12 protein-coding genes are annotated in these 16,279 nt (G+C 63.2%); 7 read left to right on the top strand and 5 right to left on the bottom strand.

Features of this window, described 5'->3' with window-relative positions:
* The first annotated feature begins 19 nt into the window (after positions 1-19).
* On the top strand, positions 20-2,041 hold the full coding sequence (fusA, locus tag LWC34_RS26525; protein WP_233727852.1) for an elongation factor G: 2,022 nt from the start codon (positions 20-22) through the stop codon (positions 2,039-2,041).
* 44 nt (positions 2,042-2,085) lie between these two features.
* Here the strand turns inward: fusA and LWC34_RS26520 are convergent, their stop codons facing one another.
* Positions 2,086-2,943: a GNAT family N-acetyltransferase gene (locus LWC34_RS26520; protein ID WP_233727851.1), complete on the bottom strand. Its 858-nt coding sequence runs from the start codon at positions 2,941-2,943 to the stop codon at positions 2,086-2,088.
* A gap of 169 nt (positions 2,944-3,112) precedes the next feature.
* On the opposite strand from LWC34_RS26520, the gene LWC34_RS26515 reads away from it, so the two are divergent.
* Complete coding sequence (locus LWC34_RS26515) at positions 3,113-4,456, top strand: IS701 family transposase (RefSeq protein ID WP_443667751.1); 1,344 nt, start codon at positions 3,113-3,115, stop codon at positions 4,454-4,456.
* Between the two features lie 34 nt (positions 4,457-4,490).
* Here the strand turns inward: LWC34_RS26515 and LWC34_RS26510 are convergent, their stop codons facing one another.
* The 3 genes from LWC34_RS26510 to LWC34_RS26500 all read right to left on the bottom strand — a co-directional run bounded on the left by LWC34_RS26510 (position 4,491) and on the right by LWC34_RS26500 (position 9,194).
* Positions 4,491-5,774: a tetratricopeptide repeat protein gene (locus LWC34_RS26510; protein ID WP_233727850.1), complete on the bottom strand. Its 1,284-nt coding sequence runs from the start codon at positions 5,772-5,774 to the stop codon at positions 4,491-4,493.
* Entirely contained in the window at positions 5,710-7,641 is a 1,932-nt protein-coding gene (locus LWC34_RS26505; RefSeq protein WP_233727849.1) for an AfsR/SARP family transcriptional regulator, read from the bottom strand. Before LWC34_RS26505 ends, LWC34_RS26510 begins: the two co-directional genes overlap by 65 nt.
* A gap of 164 nt (positions 7,642-7,805) precedes the next feature.
* Entirely contained in the window at positions 7,806-9,194 is a 1,389-nt protein-coding gene (locus tag LWC34_RS26500) for an IS1380 family transposase (protein WP_233724823.1), read from the bottom strand.
* Between the two features lie 596 nt (positions 9,195-9,790).
* Here LWC34_RS26500 and LWC34_RS58155 point away from each other — a divergent pair.
* The 5 genes from LWC34_RS58155 (at position 9,791) to LWC34_RS26475 (ending at position 15,599) form a co-directional block, all read left to right on the top strand.
* Complete coding sequence (locus tag LWC34_RS58155; protein WP_233727848.1) at positions 9,791-10,861, top strand: SagB family peptide dehydrogenase; 1,071 nt, start codon at positions 9,791-9,793, stop codon at positions 10,859-10,861.
* A 40-nt stretch (positions 10,862-10,901) separates the two neighbouring features.
* Positions 10,902-12,170 carry an MFS transporter gene (locus LWC34_RS26490; RefSeq protein WP_233727847.1) on the top strand — a complete coding sequence of 423 codons (1,269 nt, stop codon included), beginning with the start codon at positions 10,902-10,904 and terminating at the stop codon, positions 12,168-12,170.
* Between the two features lie 80 nt (positions 12,171-12,250).
* Positions 12,251-13,480, top strand: coding sequence for a GGDEF domain-containing protein (locus LWC34_RS26485; protein ID WP_233727846.1), 1,230 nt, complete (start codon positions 12,251-12,253; stop codon positions 13,478-13,480).
* Positions 13,477-14,637 carry a GGDEF domain-containing protein gene (locus LWC34_RS26480; RefSeq protein ID WP_233727845.1) on the top strand — a complete coding sequence of 387 codons (1,161 nt, stop codon included), beginning with the start codon at positions 13,477-13,479 and terminating at the stop codon, positions 14,635-14,637. Before LWC34_RS26485 ends, LWC34_RS26480 begins: the two co-directional genes overlap by 4 nt.
* A 47-nt stretch (positions 14,638-14,684) precedes the next feature.
* Positions 14,685-15,599 (top strand): NADP-dependent oxidoreductase, encoded by a 915-nt coding sequence (locus tag LWC34_RS26475; protein WP_233727844.1) that lies wholly within the window; start codon positions 14,685-14,687, stop codon positions 15,597-15,599.
* Here LWC34_RS26475 and LWC34_RS26470 read toward each other — a convergent pair.
* Positions 15,596-16,276, bottom strand: coding sequence for an anti-sigma factor family protein (locus LWC34_RS26470; RefSeq protein ID WP_233727843.1), 681 nt, complete (start codon positions 16,274-16,276; stop codon positions 15,596-15,598). The two genes, LWC34_RS26475 and LWC34_RS26470, sit on opposite strands and share 4 nt — an antisense overlap.
* Positions 16,277-16,279 lie beyond the last annotated feature (3 nt).

The raw sequence follows: 16,279 nt of genomic DNA, 5'->3' as shown, positions 1-16,279 counted from the left end.
GAGATCACCTCAATGTGCCGTGCGTACCAACATTCGTAACCTTGGCATTCTCGCTCACGTAGACGCGGGCAAAACCACTCTCACCGAACGGATCCTCTATGCGACAGGCACGACGCACAAGCGCGGCGAGGTTCACGACGGGACAACCGTTACCGACTTCGACTCCCAGGAACGCGACCGTGGCATAACCATCTTCGCCGCGGCGGTCAGCTGCACGTGGGACGGTCACCGCATCAACCTGATCGACACACCTGGCCACGTCGACTTTTCCGACGAGGTCGAACGTTCGCTGCGCGTGTTGGACGGCGCCATCGTGGTGTTCGACGCTGTGGCAGGCGTTGAACCGCAAAGCGAATCGGTGTGGCGGCAGGCGGACCGGTATGGCGTGCCGCGCATCGCGTTCGTCAACAAGATGGACCGCGTAGGCGCCGATCTCGATGCCGCTGTGGCGTCGATCCGTGAGCGGCTACATCCGGTACCGCTCGTGGCACACCTGCCGATCGGCCAGGAGAACGAGTTCGTCGGCGTGGTCGACCTGGTCGAGATGTGCACACTGTCCTGGGTGGACGGCCGTTGTGTCGAAGGCCCAGTGCCGGAAGCACTGCAAACGGAAGCCCAGCGGCGACGACACATCCTGGAAGAGGCGGTGGCGGAACGGCATCCGGCGGCCATGGAGGAGTTCTGCACGGACTCGACGATCTCCGCAGCCACACTGGCAACAGCATTGCGCGACCTGACGCACAGTGGTGAAGGTCTGGTCGTGTTGCGCGGCTCGGCTTACCGCAACCGCGGAATCGAGCCGTTGCTCGCGGCGGTTGTCGCGTACCTGCCGTCACCATTGGATGTGCCACCGGTACAAGGAATCCAGGACGGCACAGTAACGCAGCGGCACGCCGACCCAGCGGAACCGTTCGCAGCGCTGGTGTTCAAGGTTGTCGCGACAGCCACCGGCAGGTTGACGTATCTGCGTGTCTACTCAGGAATGATCCAAAAAGGAGCGATCGTGCTTGACGTTGAAGCACGGCGAACCGAGCGAGTAGCCCGGATCCTGCGCGTGCACGCCGACCGGCACACGGAGCTGGATCAGGCGTCGGCAGGCGACATCGTCGCCGTAATCGGTCCGAAGTCAGCTCGTGTCGGAGCCAGCCTCTGCGCACCGAAGGCGCCGTTGCTGCTCGAACGTCCACGGGTCGCCAATCCCGTTGTCTCCGTGGCGGTCGAAGCACGCAAGTCGGTCGACACCGACAAGGTGACGGCGGCGTTGGCGCAGTTGGTCGAAGAAGACCCGTCGTTGACCGTGCGAACAGACCAGGAAACTGGCCAGACAGTGCTGTCAGGAATGGGCGAACTACACCTGGAGGTAGCGGTGGAGAAGATCCGCCGAAGCCGAGGCCTGGAAATCGCCGTCGGCCGTCCAAAGGTGGCATACCGGGAGACGGTGGAGCGCGGCGTGTCCGGACTGGTGTACCGGCACGTCAAGCAAGAAGGCGGAGCAGGCCAGTTCGCCCACGTCGTGATCGACGTGGAACCGTTACAGACAAACGACTTCGAATTCCAATCCACAGTGGTCGGAGGAAAGGTGCCGCGCGAATACATCAGAGCGGTAGAAGCAGGCTGCCGCGACGCCCTGTCCGAAGGTCCCATCGGAGGCCATCCAGTAACAGGCCTCAAGGTTACGTTGACCGACGGCGCAACCCACTCGAAGGACTCATCGGACGTGGCGTTCCGGACGGCCGGGCGACTCGGGCTGTGGGAAGCGTTGCGCGCGTGCGTGATGGAGCTGCTGGAACCAATGTCGGAGGTGACAGTCACGATCGCCGAAGACGCCGTCGGTGGCGTCCTCGGAGACCTAGCGATGCGCCGCGGCCGAGTCACAGCCTCGGTCACGCACGCGAAAGCGGTGACAATCACCGCAACCGTGCCGCTGGCCGAACTGTTCGGTTACGCGGATCGCCTGCGCAGCCGAACCCAAGGCAGAGGAGCCTTCACGGCTGAACCGGCCGGCTACGCCCCAGTACCGGCCACAGCCTCGGCCCACTGACCGAAAATGGCCTCGCCCGCTAAGCACCGCGGGCGGGGCCATTGCTACAGAGGTCCACTAACAGTGACCTCATGCCCGTCAGGAAGAGCAATCACGAACTCCCGCCTCCCCCAAGGCTGAACAACCGGATACTGACCGATCTGCACCCCAGCAGCGACCGCGCGAGCGTGAATGGCGTCGAACTCGGTGACAGTCTCCAACGACAGCCGAACCGGACTAGGCCTTTCATCGGTAACCAAATGAATCCGCCGCCCACCACTCCAAGCCCCAATGCCCAGACCAGCAAAGTCATCCTCGGTAAACAGAACCGTGCAGCCGAAAACGTTCTCAAACAAACCAGAAGTGCCAGACACATCCCGCACCGGAAGCTCAACGACAACGTTGAGAACGACAGTCGGCTCAGCCAGCCGAGCCCGCCCCATCACCACAGTCTCATGTGGACGATCCCGATGCGGGTAGCGCTGCGGAAGGCGACCCCGTTCAGTAAGCCCAGCCCGCCGAGCAACCGCAATCGACCGTCCATTGGCAATGTCAACCCAAGCCTCAACCCGCTCCAAACCCAACTCCCCCAACGCATACTCAACAAAAGCGATGGCTGCCTCACCCGCATACCCCCGCCCCCATACATCACGGCGCAGAATCCATTGCAGGCCAGGAATATCAACCCCACCCATAATCCCAATCAGCCCAAGTACCGGCCCACCATCAACATCCCGAACCGTCCAATAGTCACCAACGGCCCCGGCAAGCCGCCCAGCAGTCTCCCCAACATCCCTCGACGGAGGCTCGTCCCAATACATCATCACCTCCGGATCAGCGAACGCAACATGAACATCGGCCGCGTCAGCCGCAGAATCCAACGGAACAAGCCAGAGCCGTTCAGTACGCAAGGGGATGCCCATGCGTCCTTCCTAGTACGGCAGCAGCCATTCGGGTTGTGACCTGTGGGGATGTGTAGCTGGGGCCGGTGGCGACATGGGGCAGCCGCCTGTTGATCATGTGTTTGTGAGAACTACAGGATCGCAGGCGGCTGCGGCTGCCAGGATAGGTGCTCGGTTGGCTGGGCGGAAACTGGGTGAGCTGTCCGAACGGCTGCGTTCGTGTTTTCGGCGGATCGAGCCGTTCGTGCAGGCGCGTAAGTACGTGCGGGCGGTGACAAGCGAGCTGCCGAAACGGAACGGCTGGACCATCGCTGAGTATGTCGGGGACCGGACACCGGATCGGACGCAGCGGCTGCTGAACCGGGCGGTGTGGGACGAGGCCGAGGCGATGGCGCAGATCCGGCGGTTCGCGGTGTCCGGGTTGGAGGAAGCGGCCCGCAAGGGCGGGCGCCGGCGCGGGAAGTTGGTGATCGGGGCGCTGGATGAGACGGGGCAGCAGAAGAAAGGTGAAGCCACCGCGGGTGTCAAACGGCAGCATCTGGGCTGCGCGGGTCGGGTGGAGAACGGGATCAACACGGTGCACCTGTCCTATGTGCGCGAAGGTGTCGGGCATGCGTTGATCGGGTTCCAACAGTGGATTCCCGAAGAGCACATCAGCGACCCGGTGACGTCGCTGCGCTCGGCGCTTCCCCTGGATCTGACGTTCCGCACCAAAGGACAGTTGGCCATCGACATCTGCACGACGGTGGCCGCGGACGGGTTCCGGCCTGATTTCTACTGCGGGGACGAGGTTTACGGCAGCTGCACCGAGTTGCGGGCCCACTTCGAGGCCGACAAGCAAGCCTATGTGCTGCGGGTTCAGAAGAACTTCCGGATCATCCTGTCCAGCGGCATGGAGCTGTCCTGCGACCAGGCCACGAAGACATTGCTGAAACGCGAGCGACAGTGGGAAATCCGCTCGGCCGGCAAGGGCTCCAAAGGCGACCGGTGGTATGCCTGGGCCTGGATCGCCACCAACTCGGCCCGCCACTACCTCCTCATCCGCAAACACCTGCGCACCGGCGAGTTGGCCTTCCACTACTGCTACGTGCCCGAAAGCGCACTGCTCACCAAGACCCGGCTGATCCGCGCCGCCGGGCTGCGTTGGCCTGTCGAGGAAGGATTCGAGTTCGGCAAAGACTGTTTCGGCCTGGACCAGGCTCAGGTCAGGCTCTACACCGCGATCGCCCGACACGCCGTGCTTGTATGCGCCGCTCTTGCGGTCTGCGCGGTCACCGCCGCACTGCTCCGCGACCGCACCGACAGTCAAGCCCCCGAACCCCTACACCCCGACCAGCTCCCACCCGCTGATCCCGGCCTGATCCCGCTCACCATCCCCGAAATCAAGCATCTGATCGCCGGCACCACCACACCCCGACCACCTGGACACGCAACCCACTGGGTGAACTGGCGCCGCAGGCATCAAGCACGATCACGCTGGTTCCACAAACGCGCCAGACTCGCCCGCGACATCAAGATCACCCAGGTCAGCTAACGAATGGCTGCTGCCGTACTAGCACACGGATCGCTCAGGATATTTCGGCGATGGCCTTGCGGATCGCATCGATTTCCGGGGCAGGACCATGAAAGAACTCCAGCGACATCACCCACTCGTGCTTAGCCTGTTCGCGATGCCCCTGCGCCAGCAAGGCGAGACCTTTGATGTGCAAAGCGCGCGTCTGCCCGTAGGGTGAGTTCACTTTCTGATGAATCGTGAACCCGTTGCTGGCGTGCCGAAGCGCCTGGTCATGGTCACCTCTTTCATGGGTGATCCAGGCAAAGAGTATCTCCGCGTCCCCGCGTAGCCGCAGCAATTCCCCTTGCAACGCAAGCTCGATCGCATGGCTGGCATGTCCTTCCGCACGGTCGAGCAGGCCCTCGGTTTTGTCGATCGACGCCAACTGCAGCAGGGCTTCGATGTGCGCCTTCTTGTATCCCAGCTTTTCGCACATCGCCAACGCCGCGTCCACATGGGAACGTGCTTGTGCGATGAGGTCAAGTTCGTGACAAGTACCGGCGAGTGAGATCAAGGAGTCCGCGATGTCATACTCATCGCCAAGTTCTTCAGCGGCCGCGAGAGCTTTGGTCGCGTTCGTGATCGACGCCTTGGTATCACCCGTTTTCAAGTAGGCCTGGGCCAGTCCGCGGAGCGCTTGGGACTCAAAATGCAGGTCTCCGCCTTGCCGGAAGCACTCGAGCGCGGTCAGGTGCTGTTCGATGGCCGCAGCGAATTCCCCCTTGCGGACCAGGACCATACCGAGGGTCATGTGCACCGCGCCTTTGGTCGAACTGCTCGAAGTGGCGCTGATCAAGTCGAACGCGGACAGTACGTACTTTTTGGCGACGTCGAGCTGGTCTCGCCATTCTTCCAGCACGCTGAAGTTCAACAACGCGAGCAACTGAAGTCCGGTGTAGTTGTTCTGCTCGGCGAGACGCAACGCCTCACTCATGTGGTCGGCCGCATCCTGAAGGTATCCCTGCGTTCCAAGCGCGTCGCCGAGCGCCATCCGGGCACGAGTCTCGCCTTCGGTGAACCCCAGCTCCAGGTACTGGCCCAATTCGGCTCTGATATGTGGGAGTGCGCGTTGGATATCCCGTGCGCGCAGGTAGACCGAGGAGAAGGCGGAATGGATGGAGGCCATCGCCCTGCGATTCTCGGCACTTGTCGCGGCGCGCAACGCGATCTCGAAGGCACCGAGCGCCTCGATGCGGTACTCGGCGTGTGTTACCACGTAAGGGCGCAGTGACTCACACAGGTACCAGGAAACCTCGACGGGCCCATACTGGGCGGTGTGGCGAATGGTCGCGATCATGTTCGGTGCTTCGTCGCCTCATCCACTGCGCGGCGTTCGGCACGACTGGGGGAGGCTCGGCCGTCACGATGGAGGGATGCGTACGTGGCAGGCGGATCCATGTGGGGTACAACGCGTCCGCGGCCTGGTCGGCAGTGTGAACGTAGTACCTGTGCAGACGCGCAAGGGCGGCATGCAATTCAGTGTGATCGTCCTCGGTCACGCACCGGTCGTGGGCGTATAAGCGCACGAGGTCGTGAAACCGGTATTGACGGGGCCGACTGGGGAGGATGAGGCTGGCCGCACTGAGTTCCCTGAGCAACTGCTCTGCCTGCGCGGGAACGACCCCGGCGACGTGATGTGCGCAGTTGCGGCAGAACTCAGGTCCGGGCACAAGGCTGAGCAGACGGAACAAGCGGGCTGTGGCAGGTGAGAGAGTCCGGTAGGACAAGTCGAAGACTGCACGCACTGTCGCTCGTGGATTGTCGGCGATCGTCAGTGCGGAGAGACGGTCATGTTCTTCCAACTCGGTGATGAACTCGGCCAGCGGGCGCGCGCTGTGCAGGTAAGCGGTCGCAGCCACACGCATGGCCAATGGCAAGTGCCCGCACAGCTTGATGATCTGACCGATGTCAGTGTCGGCGGGCTTGCCAGCGGTCTCAAGGATGGAGCGAATCAGCTGTTCCGAATCACGTGGCGACAACGGCGCAAGCGGCAGCAACCGCGCTCCGGTCAACGCGGCCAGGCTCGGCATCTGCGATCGGCTGGTGATCAGGACGGCGGATTCGGGTGCTGCCGGGATCAAATCGTGTACCTGCTGTGCGTTCGCCGCGTTGTCGAGGACAAGCAGAATGCGGCGATCGGCGACCAGGCTGCGATACGTGTTGGTCAGATCCTCGAGATCGGTCGGAACATGAGTGGATGGCAGGCCAAGCGCGGGCAGGATGCGGCTGAGGACCCGTTCGGGACTCAGCGGCGTGTGCTCGGAGTAACCATGCAAATCGATGAACAGCTGCCCGTCAGGGAACCTGGTGCGTATCTCGTGGGCGAGTTTGATCGCGAACGCACTCTTGCCAACGCCTGGCATACCGCTGATGACGAGTGCCGGCGCACCCGCACCGGATGGCGTAGTCAACGCGGCGCGCGCGGTGGCCAGTTCACTGGAGCGCCCGACAAAGTCGGCGATAGCGGCCGGTAGCTGTGCGGGAGTGAGATGTACGAGCGGGACAGCGGCCACATCGGGGTGGGTAGTGCCGTTGCCTGCGTCGAGCGTTCCGGTCAGAATCCCATGATGAACGCGTTCCAGGTCGGCGCCGGGCGCGATTCCGAACTCCGTGGCCAAGTACGCGCGTACTCGTCGATACGCCGCAAGCGCTTCCACCCGCTTACCTGAGCGATACAGCGCCACCATGAGCTGGGACCAGACGCGCTCGCGCTCCGGATAGCGTGCGGTCGTCGCGCGGAGATCAGTGACCAGCTCAGCGTGACGCCCCAAACTCAGATACGCGTCCGCACGTTTCTCGATCGCCTGGCCATACTCCTCAACCAACGCGTCTGTGGCACGCGACTTCGCCGTACTCGGCGGCAAGCTCGCCAACGGCTCATCGCCCCACAGCGCGAGTGCTTGGTCGAGCTGAGCGAGCCGCTCGTCACCACATAAGTTTTCAGCTTCCTGCAGCAAGCGGCGAAACCGCAGCAGATCGACAGCATCCGTCGGCACGCTGAGTCGGAACCCGTCGGGCAACGCCTCGATCAGGCCAGGCGACTGCAGCGTTCGGCGTAATCGGCGAACGTAGGCCTTCGCACTCTCCCACGCGTCACTCGGCGGTTCGTCCTCCCAGAGCCACTCGACAAGGTCATGGATCGACACAACCTGGTTGGCGCGCAACAACAAACAGGCTAGCCTCGGCCTTTCGCGCAGTATTTAGTTGATCTTGCTTGTGGTTTTGTCGATCTTGCCGTGAGTGTTTCCGACTGTGAGCGTGGCTAGCCCGCCGACCTGCTTGTGTCGGCCGCTCCGGTTCTTGCCGATCGTAGGGACAGGGGTGCGGATCAGGTGAAGGCGGCGCGGATCTTCAACCAGCCCTGGGCGATCGCGTGGGCATAGGCACAGGTTTCATCGATGCGGATCCGGACTTGCCGGGCACCACGAGTGATTCGGGCGCCCACGTGCAGCACCAAGTTCCGGAACGTAGCGATCTCGGCGCGCGCCAGCACGGGTGTGCCGGTGAAACCCAGGATTTTCGCCCAACACACCAGATCAGTGGCCGCCAGTAACGTCTCCAGCCAGGCGGTGTTCTCCGCGAACCCACGACAGGGCAGGTTGCGCAGGCCGGTGGCCTTGGCTTGGCGGATGCGGTCTTCCACCCGGGCGTGCTGGCGGTGGTGCAGTTCCAGACCGGCGGTCTGACCGGGGATGACCCGGTCGGGGATGTCGGTGATGAACGCGGTGATCCGATGCCCGTCCACATCGGTGAACCTCAACTGGGCGCCGGGATGGGGACGTTCAGCACGCACGATGACCTTCGATCCGGCAGGCCAACTCGACAGGTCGAGCATTCCGGTGATGTCGGCGACCCAGGCACCATCCCGGATCCCGCCCGCACGGTCGATGGCCGATTCCCATGCCTGGTCGGGAATCTGATCGACCACGACCTGGATGCGGGCATCCACCGGGAACCCGAAGGAGAACCACACTCCCCGCTCCCGGCACGCCTGCGCGAACGCGAGGGTGGCACCGGCGGAGTCCGAGCGGGCTACCACCCGCACCGAGTCCGGATCACCCGGACGTGGCCGGGCATGGGCGGGTAACGACGCCAACGCCCGCTCCAGCACCGCGATGTGGTCTGCTGCCGTGTTCGACCCGGCGTTACCCGCCCGCAGCAGGCCCGCCAGTGCTTCGCCTCCCGAGACCTCTGGGCGGTCCAGAAACGCCAACAACGGGTGAAAACCAAACGTCCGTTTCCAGGTTTTGGCCGCGTTCTCCTTGTCCTCAGCATGGGAAATCGTGACCGTGGCGTCGAAATCGATCCGCAGCAGCCCGGTCAGGTCCGGGCCGGCACCCGCGGCCCACGCCCGTTCTCGGGCCGCCGCCCGCGCGGCGAGTATCCCCGGCAGATGCGCTTCGTCGATCCGGTCCAGCATCCGCCAGGCGGTCGGCATGCTGGCCACCGGCCCGCACACCGCATGCTGGTCACCGAAGACCTCGATGTGCGAGACACAGTCGCCGCCATCGGCGATGGCCACGGCCATGTCGGCGAACACCTGTCCTGGTGCATGCATCCACGGACCGGCATACGTGTCGACCAACGCCTCGTTCACCCCCGCGACCAGGCCGGTGTCCTGGGCCAACTCCCGCAACATCCCCACCCCGGCATGCGACACCACACCACGCCCATCAGCACTGACCTTGACCCGCCTCGACCGCTTGCTACGCTTCACCTACGGAGTGCCCTTCTGCTTGGGATCTGCTGTCATCGCAAACAACAGTTTCCCTTGCAGGACGGCACTTCCGTGCATCTATAGCCCGTGTCGCACTATTTCGCGCGAAAGACGCAGGCTAGTGCGATTTGCTGGCTGCCAGCGGGAACATGCACCGGCTGGCCGGCACGCAGTACGGCGACCGGGCCAAGCAAGCGAAAATCAATTACTGGCACCTCACCGCCGCCACCTTCCCAAGTGTTCGTCAAGACTATCTAGTCAACGCCCGACTACACAGCGCGCACGCGTTGATGCTGTTGGTTCCCGTAGGATAATCCGCTGAGCCGTTACAGTGGTATGAGTCGGCCAAACTTGAACCGCGTCTCGAGCGGTAGGTGGTACTTAATAACTATCTGCTTGAAATGGTTCGGCAACCGTATTGCGGTATCCTCAGCTCAGGTTATGCCCGGCCTGAGGAGCGTACGATGAACACCATCGCCGTCGAAAACGTCATTATCGAGTTATCCGACGCCTACCAGCCGGCCGACATACTGCTCTCGTGGGCCGAGTGGGCTCCGGATCTCGACTGACCCAACACCAGCGGGCTTGACCGACACGTGGATGACCCAAGACTGCGCATCTCGTCATATGGCGCGTTGCTATGGCAAGCCGATCAGCTGATCTGGCATGACACTCTGACTCATCGGCGTTTCGCGGTCGGCCAAGAAGCTGATGTGGTACTCCGCTGCTTCACCACCTGGCAACCTCTGACTACCGTTCGTAAACACGCTCGCGACAACGACCACGCCGAGTATCTGGTCGCGATCACCGAGCGAATGCGTGCGGCAAACATCCTCATTACTTGGGACTCCGAACGGCACCGTGCCGAGGAGGAACACGAGGCCGCTTGGCATCGCTGGGGCCGGCTCGCCGCGCTGTTCCACACCGAGACACGCAACCTCCGCGACCAGCCATTCATCACGCCCGAGGAGGATGAGCAGCGGCTACGGGAGCGCCTTGAGCACGAACCGCCACCGCCTGCCAGCAGGGAGCTGCCGTCAACGCTCCGTGTCCCGCTGGCGGCGGACACGGCGGCAATGGTTCGTTCCGATTTTCTCGATGTTCTTTCCCATCGGCGGAGTAGTCGGAAATTCAACGGCGAGGACGTGTCGTTCGAGGCGATCAGCGCGTTGCTCCGATGGGGTGGGGGGATCACCCAACTGGACGAGCGGACGCAGACCGCCTTCAAGACTTCGCCATCCGGTGGCGGCAGGCACCCTACCGAGATCTATGTGCACTCGCATCGGGTCTCCGGGATTGATCCTGGGGTATACCATCTGAACACCGCGCGTAACGAACTCGAATTCCTCGGACCGCCGCAGACGCCGGACGCTCTCGTTCAGCTCCTTGGTGATCAAGATTGGGTCGCGGACAGTAGTTGTCTGATGTTCTTCACCTCCGTACTCGCGCGAAGTACGTGGAAGTACAACACTGCGCGCACATATCGCACGCTGCACCTCGACGTCGGTCATCTGAGCCAGACCTTCTACTTGCTCGCTGCCGCGCTCGGGCTTGGAATGACCTTCACCGCGGCGATCAGAGACGAGCGATTGGAAGACCTACTGGGGATTGACGCCGCACAGGAATTGGTGATGGGCTGTGCTGTGATTGGTGTGGGAGCAGTATGATCTCAATCGAACACACAGAGTAGCCAAAGGAGGGCGCTGGGTGTCGGGGGAGCGCCAAGGAACCGAGCGCGTCAGCTACGCGGACATTTTCTCTGTGCGTGAATTTCGTGCTCTGTTCATTAGTCGTGCGCTGTCCACTGTGGGCGATTACCTTGCTCGTGCGGCGTTGACGATCGCAGTTTTCAATCAGACTGGGTCCGAGGCACTGATGGGGATCACGTTCGCGCTGACTGTCTTGCCTGATCTGATCGGCGGGCCGGTGCTGGCTGGGCTCGCTGATCGGTTTCCCCGCCGCGCCGTAATGATCACTACCGACATTGGCCGTGCTCTGCTTGTGCTTGTCATGGCTATCCCTGGGATGCCGCTGGTTGCGTTGTGGGGCTTGCTTTTCGTCATCCGGGTGGTGGACGCGCCGTTCAACAGTGCCTACATCTCCACCATGTCCGTTGTCCTGCCGGGCAAGAAGCTGGTGCGTGGATCCGCGGTCACCCAGTTGGTCAACCACGTCTCGTACACGATTGGTTACGGCCTCGGCGGGGTTGTCGTCGGGCTCACCGGGTTGTCGCTCGTTCTGGTGTTCAACTCCGCGACCTTCGTACTGTCAACGATTGTGATCATCTTGGGGGTCGCTTCCCGTCCCGCGACAGCGAATGGCGACACCCCGCCGACGTTGCTCGGTTCGGCCCGCGCCGCCATCCGCTACATCGTCCGTGACCCGCGGCTGCGATTGATCATGTTGTTCCCGTTCGCCATCGCCACCACTCTGGCGAGCGAGACGCTCGCGGCACCCTTCGCGTCGGAGATTGGGTACGGGTCTGCCGTTGCCGGCGTGCTGATGGGCGCGGGCCCAGCCGGAATCGTTCTAGGGCTTTGGCTTCTGCCCATACTCATTCCCGATCAACGCAACCGGCACGTCGTGCTCCTTGGCGTGCTCAGCTGCGCGCCGCTCGCACTGTTCTTCACTGTGCCCGGGGTGGTTGTCGCCGTTGTGCTCATCGTGGTTTCGGGGATCTCGCTGTATTACTGGATCCCGCTTGCCGCTGAGTTCACGCAGGCCGTTCCGGACAGCATGCGGGGCCAGGCCGTCGGCTTGATGACCACGATGATGCGGGTGACGCAGGGGCTCGCCATTCTGACGTTCGGGTTGATCGCCCAGAACGCGCCGTCGTCCTCGGTCATCGCGGTCTCTGGCGGGATCGGTACGGTCATGGTGATCGGACTGTCCATCGCGTGGGTGTCCGCGAGCCGGTCGGCCGGGGTCAAAGCCGCTCATGGCACGATCGGGAAACCTGGCGAAGCGATCCAGTAACCCAATCACAGCAGGCTATTGCCAAGTCGCTGTCCGTCATCTGTCCGTGGACTGTCCGTGCTGGTACGCAATCTGTACGTATGAACGCAGGGGGAGTCGCCGCACCAGCAATCGGTTTCCGTCGGCCGACCATCACCATCCGTCGCTGGAGTCTCCCCGCGAACGGTGTGCCCGTCAAGACGGTGTCACTCGTTGTGCTGACAGCGGCCTTGCTGACCGGGCTGGGTCTTGCCTGGTCAACCACGTCGTGGTTGACAGCCGTTGTGCTCACGCTCTGTGGGATCGCGTACGCCGAGTTCGCTCGCTCGCGGGACACGGATACTGCGGCTGTGTCCGCGGCACCGGTGTGGCTCATCGGCGCGGTTCTGACCTTGCCCCTTGGGGCAGTCTTTCTTGTGTCCGCCGTTCTGCTCGGACACGAGCTGCTCCGCGGACAGCGTCCCGTGCTCACCAGTCTTGCCGGGGCGACGGTCGCGTGGCTCGCGTGGTCGTCCGTGCACCTGCTGGCTCCGGTGGATGTCATGAGTACTCCTACTGTTCTCGCCGCCGGTATGGCCGGGCTGCTCTATCTAGCTGTGACTGATGGGCCTGCGCTGATGGGGGTTACGCGTCGGCTCATCCATGCCGTACACCCTGTGGAAGCAGGGCACGGGGTGTACGGCTTGCTCGTCACGCGGGTTGCTCTCGGCGTGTTGCTGGGTGTGTTCGGGCACTTCTCTTTCGTCGCTATCCCGTTCTTCTTGCTGCCGGTGGCGTACTTGCAGCGGTCCATGCGCGGGCGCGCTTTGCAGCACGCCGCGGCACACGACGCGAAGACTCAGCTGTGGAACCACGCGGCCTGGCAGACGCTCAGCACCGCCAGTCACCGGACTCACGCACGGTCGGCGGTACTCATGGTCGACCTGGACCACTTCAAGCGCCTCAACGACACCTACGGTCACCACGCGGGCGATGACGTCCTCGCGAGCGTTGCGCACATACTGCAGACCACTACGCGCCGTCATGACATCGTTGCCCGCTTCGGCGGCGAGGAGTTCAGCATCCTGCTTCCCGGTGCCACCGAACAGGAAGCGAACGAGGCGGCCGAACGGATCCGTCACCAGATCGAGGCGCTGACCGTGATCACGACGAACCTCCACGGCCGCCCCACAACCATCAGCGGCATCACCGCTTCCATTGGCGTTGCAACGACACGGCACGCGGAGGTGAGCGTGGACGACATGCTCCTGACGGCCGACCGTTGCCTCTACCAAGCCAAGGAACTCGGTCGCAACCGCGTCTGCGGCCCGACGCTGGCAGTCGCGGCATGATGCGCTTGGTCGCAGTTCTGTTGCCACCAACCGGTGTCGCAGTGCTGGCAGGCATTTTCGTACCGATGACAGCAATGGACTGGGTGCGCGCGGCGGTCATACTCGTGGCGGCGATCGTCACGATGGAACTCGTACGCCGGATACACACCGTCCGCCACAACGACTCCGAGCCGATCATCGCGACCTCCGTCTGGGCGGTCGCAGCAGCTGTGTCCGTGCACCTCACGCCGGCTGTCGCACTGGTGTTGGTCTTGTGCGCGTACCACTCCGTACGTGGAAAGCACGACGTGTGGTGGTACACCATCGCCTGGGCGCTCATCCCCGCACATTTCGCTGTGTCGTTCGGCGCGTGGGAAACGCCCAGCCCACAAGCCAATTTCGGCGGTGTACTGACGGTCGTTTTGGCGGCGGGCGCGTATCTGGTCGCCAGTCACGCGGTCGCTTTCCTGCGTTACCGCCGTTTGGGCCGTCTCACGGAAATCGGGCTCGATGCGGCGTTTCTGGTTATCGGCGCCATCACCGGCGTGCTCATGACTGGCACGCTGATCGTGGTGCTGGCAGCTATCCCAGTTGTCATCAGCCTGTATAGCGCCGCCATGACCAAGCAACTCGAGGGCGACGCCTTCGTCGACAAGAAGACCGGCATGGCAAACGCGGCGGCGTGGCAGAAATACGCGGATCGCGTTGTGGCCGACGCCGAACAGGAGCGTCGCGAGGTCGGCGTTCTGATGGTCGACTTGGACAAGTTCAAGCGGCTCAACGATACCTATGGCCATCGCGCTGGCGACGATGTTCTCACCGCGGTCGGCGATTGCCTGAAATCCAATCTGCGCAAGGCAGATCTCGGTGGACGTTTCGGCGGCGAGGAATTCACCGTCCTGCTGCCGGACACCAATGTGCTTGAAACAATGGCCACCGCCGAACGGATTCGCTTGGCCATCCAGGCTTTGCGCATCACGACCGTGGACAAGGACGGCGACGACGTCGAAATCAGCGATGTCACCGCGTCGATCGGCGCCGCGACCTACCCACATCACGGCACAGGCATCGAGGAATGCCTTCGGGTCGCGGACAACTACGTCTACCAGGCCAAGGAACAAGGCCGCAACCGCGTTGTCGGGATCAGCACCGAGAACATCACCTCCATCCGGCCCTGAGTGTGCGGTCTGCGCGCCAGTGGCACAGCTGTCCACTTAGGTGGATCATGGCCAGCATGCGCGCGGCTGGAATTCAGCACAGGAACGGGCCAGTGGAATTGCTCGATCTGCCCGAACCACGGGCTTTGTCGGCTGACGAGGTTCTCATCGAGGTAGCGGCGGCCGGGGTCGGCAACTGGGACGAAATCGTCCGCACCGGCGGATGGGACACCGGCAGCACGCCACCGATGGCCCTTGGCGTCGAGGCGGCTGGCACGGTCAGGGCCGCCGGAGACGCGGTGACGAGCGTGGCGCCCGGCGACGAGATCCTGACCCACCCGTTGCCATTGCGCGCACAGGGAACCTGGGCACAACACCTGATCGCGCCAGCGAACGTCTCATGGGAGGCTGCCGCGGCACTTCCGGTACCAGCTCTGACCGCTGAGCAAGTGCTTGCTGAGGCCCTTGAAGTACATGATGGACAGACATTGCTTGTGCACGGGGCAAGTGGATTGACCGGCGGCATGATCGTCCAAATCGCCGCTCTGCGCGGGCTGCGAGTAATCGCGACCGCAGGTCCGGCTTCCCACAGCCGGGTACGTGCTCTTGGCGCCGTGGAAGTGCTGGACTATCACGACAGTGATTGGCCTGACCAAGTTCTGCGGCTGACCGGCAGGAAAGGCGTCGATGTCGCAGCGAACGCCGCCCGAGGCGGCGCAGCGGCAGCACTGTCCACTGTGGCCGATGGTGGTCGGCTCGCGACCATCACATCGGACACGCCGCCTGCACAACGCGGTGTGACGATGTCCGAAGTGTACGTACGCCCGGACGGTGACCAGTTGTCCGTTCTCGCCACGATGGTGAGCCAGGGCCGATTGGCGGTGAACGTTGCCGAGAGCTACCCGCTGTCGGCTGCGTCCACCGCCCTGGCGAGGGCTGTCAAAGGAACCAGCGGTTCCGCTGTTGTGGTGACCACATCCTAGATACTCGCTGTCACGTAATGCTTTCCGTCAGTGTTCTCGACAATCACCGCGGCGACGTCCTTCGCGGAGATCAACGCGGAACCGTCCAAGGTGGTCCCGGAAGCAGCTTCGGTGGCCGGAACCACCCAACTGCCCGCTGCCTCACGAGTCCCATCGTGAGTGACCACGATCAACCGGCACATCTCCCCCGCCTTGATACCGCTGACCGCGGCATTCACGCGGATCCAGTCCGCGGCCGGGGTGACGCGAACGACAAGCCGGGCACCGGTGGCACCGTCAGTGGCGTTCGCGAAGCGCACACCTTGTGGCTGCGCAACAGCGACCTGCTGCGGTTGATCCACATTCATCTGGCCGACGAACATTCCCCCGGTCACCAGAGCCGCCGCGGCGATGACCGCGGCAGCCGCGCTGAGAAATCGGGAGCGGCGTCGTGCCACTGATTTCTCCGTTCTCACCTGGCGCAGTGTTCGTTGCAGGACGAGGTCCGCGTCGTCCGGGTAGCCGTCGAGCAAGGCTTCGTGCGGGACTTCGCCGAGGAATTCCCGCATTTCCCGCAACGACATACTGTCCATCCGGCACACCTCGCAGCTGTCGATGTGCTGCTCGATTCCGGCGGCCTGGTTCGGTGCCAGCTGACCGGCGACGTAGGCGTCGATGTCGACGTGGTGCTCGGACATGTC

Origin of the sequence: Kibdelosporangium philippinense, from assembly GCF_021390435.2 — a bacterium.
Taxonomy (GTDB): Bacteria; Actinomycetota; Actinomycetes; order Mycobacteriales; family Pseudonocardiaceae; genus Kibdelosporangium; species Kibdelosporangium philippinense.
This window is presented reverse-complemented; position numbering and strand designations above follow the sequence as displayed.

Excerpts from the sequence above, each read along its gene's own strand:
- LWC34_RS26480 (WP_233727845.1), top strand. The coding sequence starts at position 13,477 with ATGATGCGCTTGGTCGCAGTTCTGTTGCCACCAACCGGTGTCGCAGTG.
- LWC34_RS26475 (WP_233727844.1), top strand. The coding sequence starts at position 14,685 with ATGGCCAGCATGCGCGCGGCTGGAATTCAGCACAGGAACGGGCCAGTG.
- LWC34_RS26485 (WP_233727846.1), top strand. The coding sequence starts at position 12,251 with ATGAACGCAGGGGGAGTCGCCGCACCAGCAATCGGTTTCCGTCGGCCG.
- LWC34_RS26470 (WP_233727843.1), bottom strand. The coding sequence starts at position 16,276 with ATGTCCGAGCACCACGTCGACATCGACGCCTACGTCGCCGGTCAGCTG.
- LWC34_RS26510 (WP_233727850.1), bottom strand. The coding sequence starts at position 5,774 with ATGATCGCGACCATTCGCCACACCGCCCAGTATGGGCCCGTCGAGGTT.
- LWC34_RS26520 (WP_233727851.1), bottom strand. The coding sequence starts at position 2,943 with ATGGGCATCCCCTTGCGTACTGAACGGCTCTGGCTTGTTCCGTTGGAT.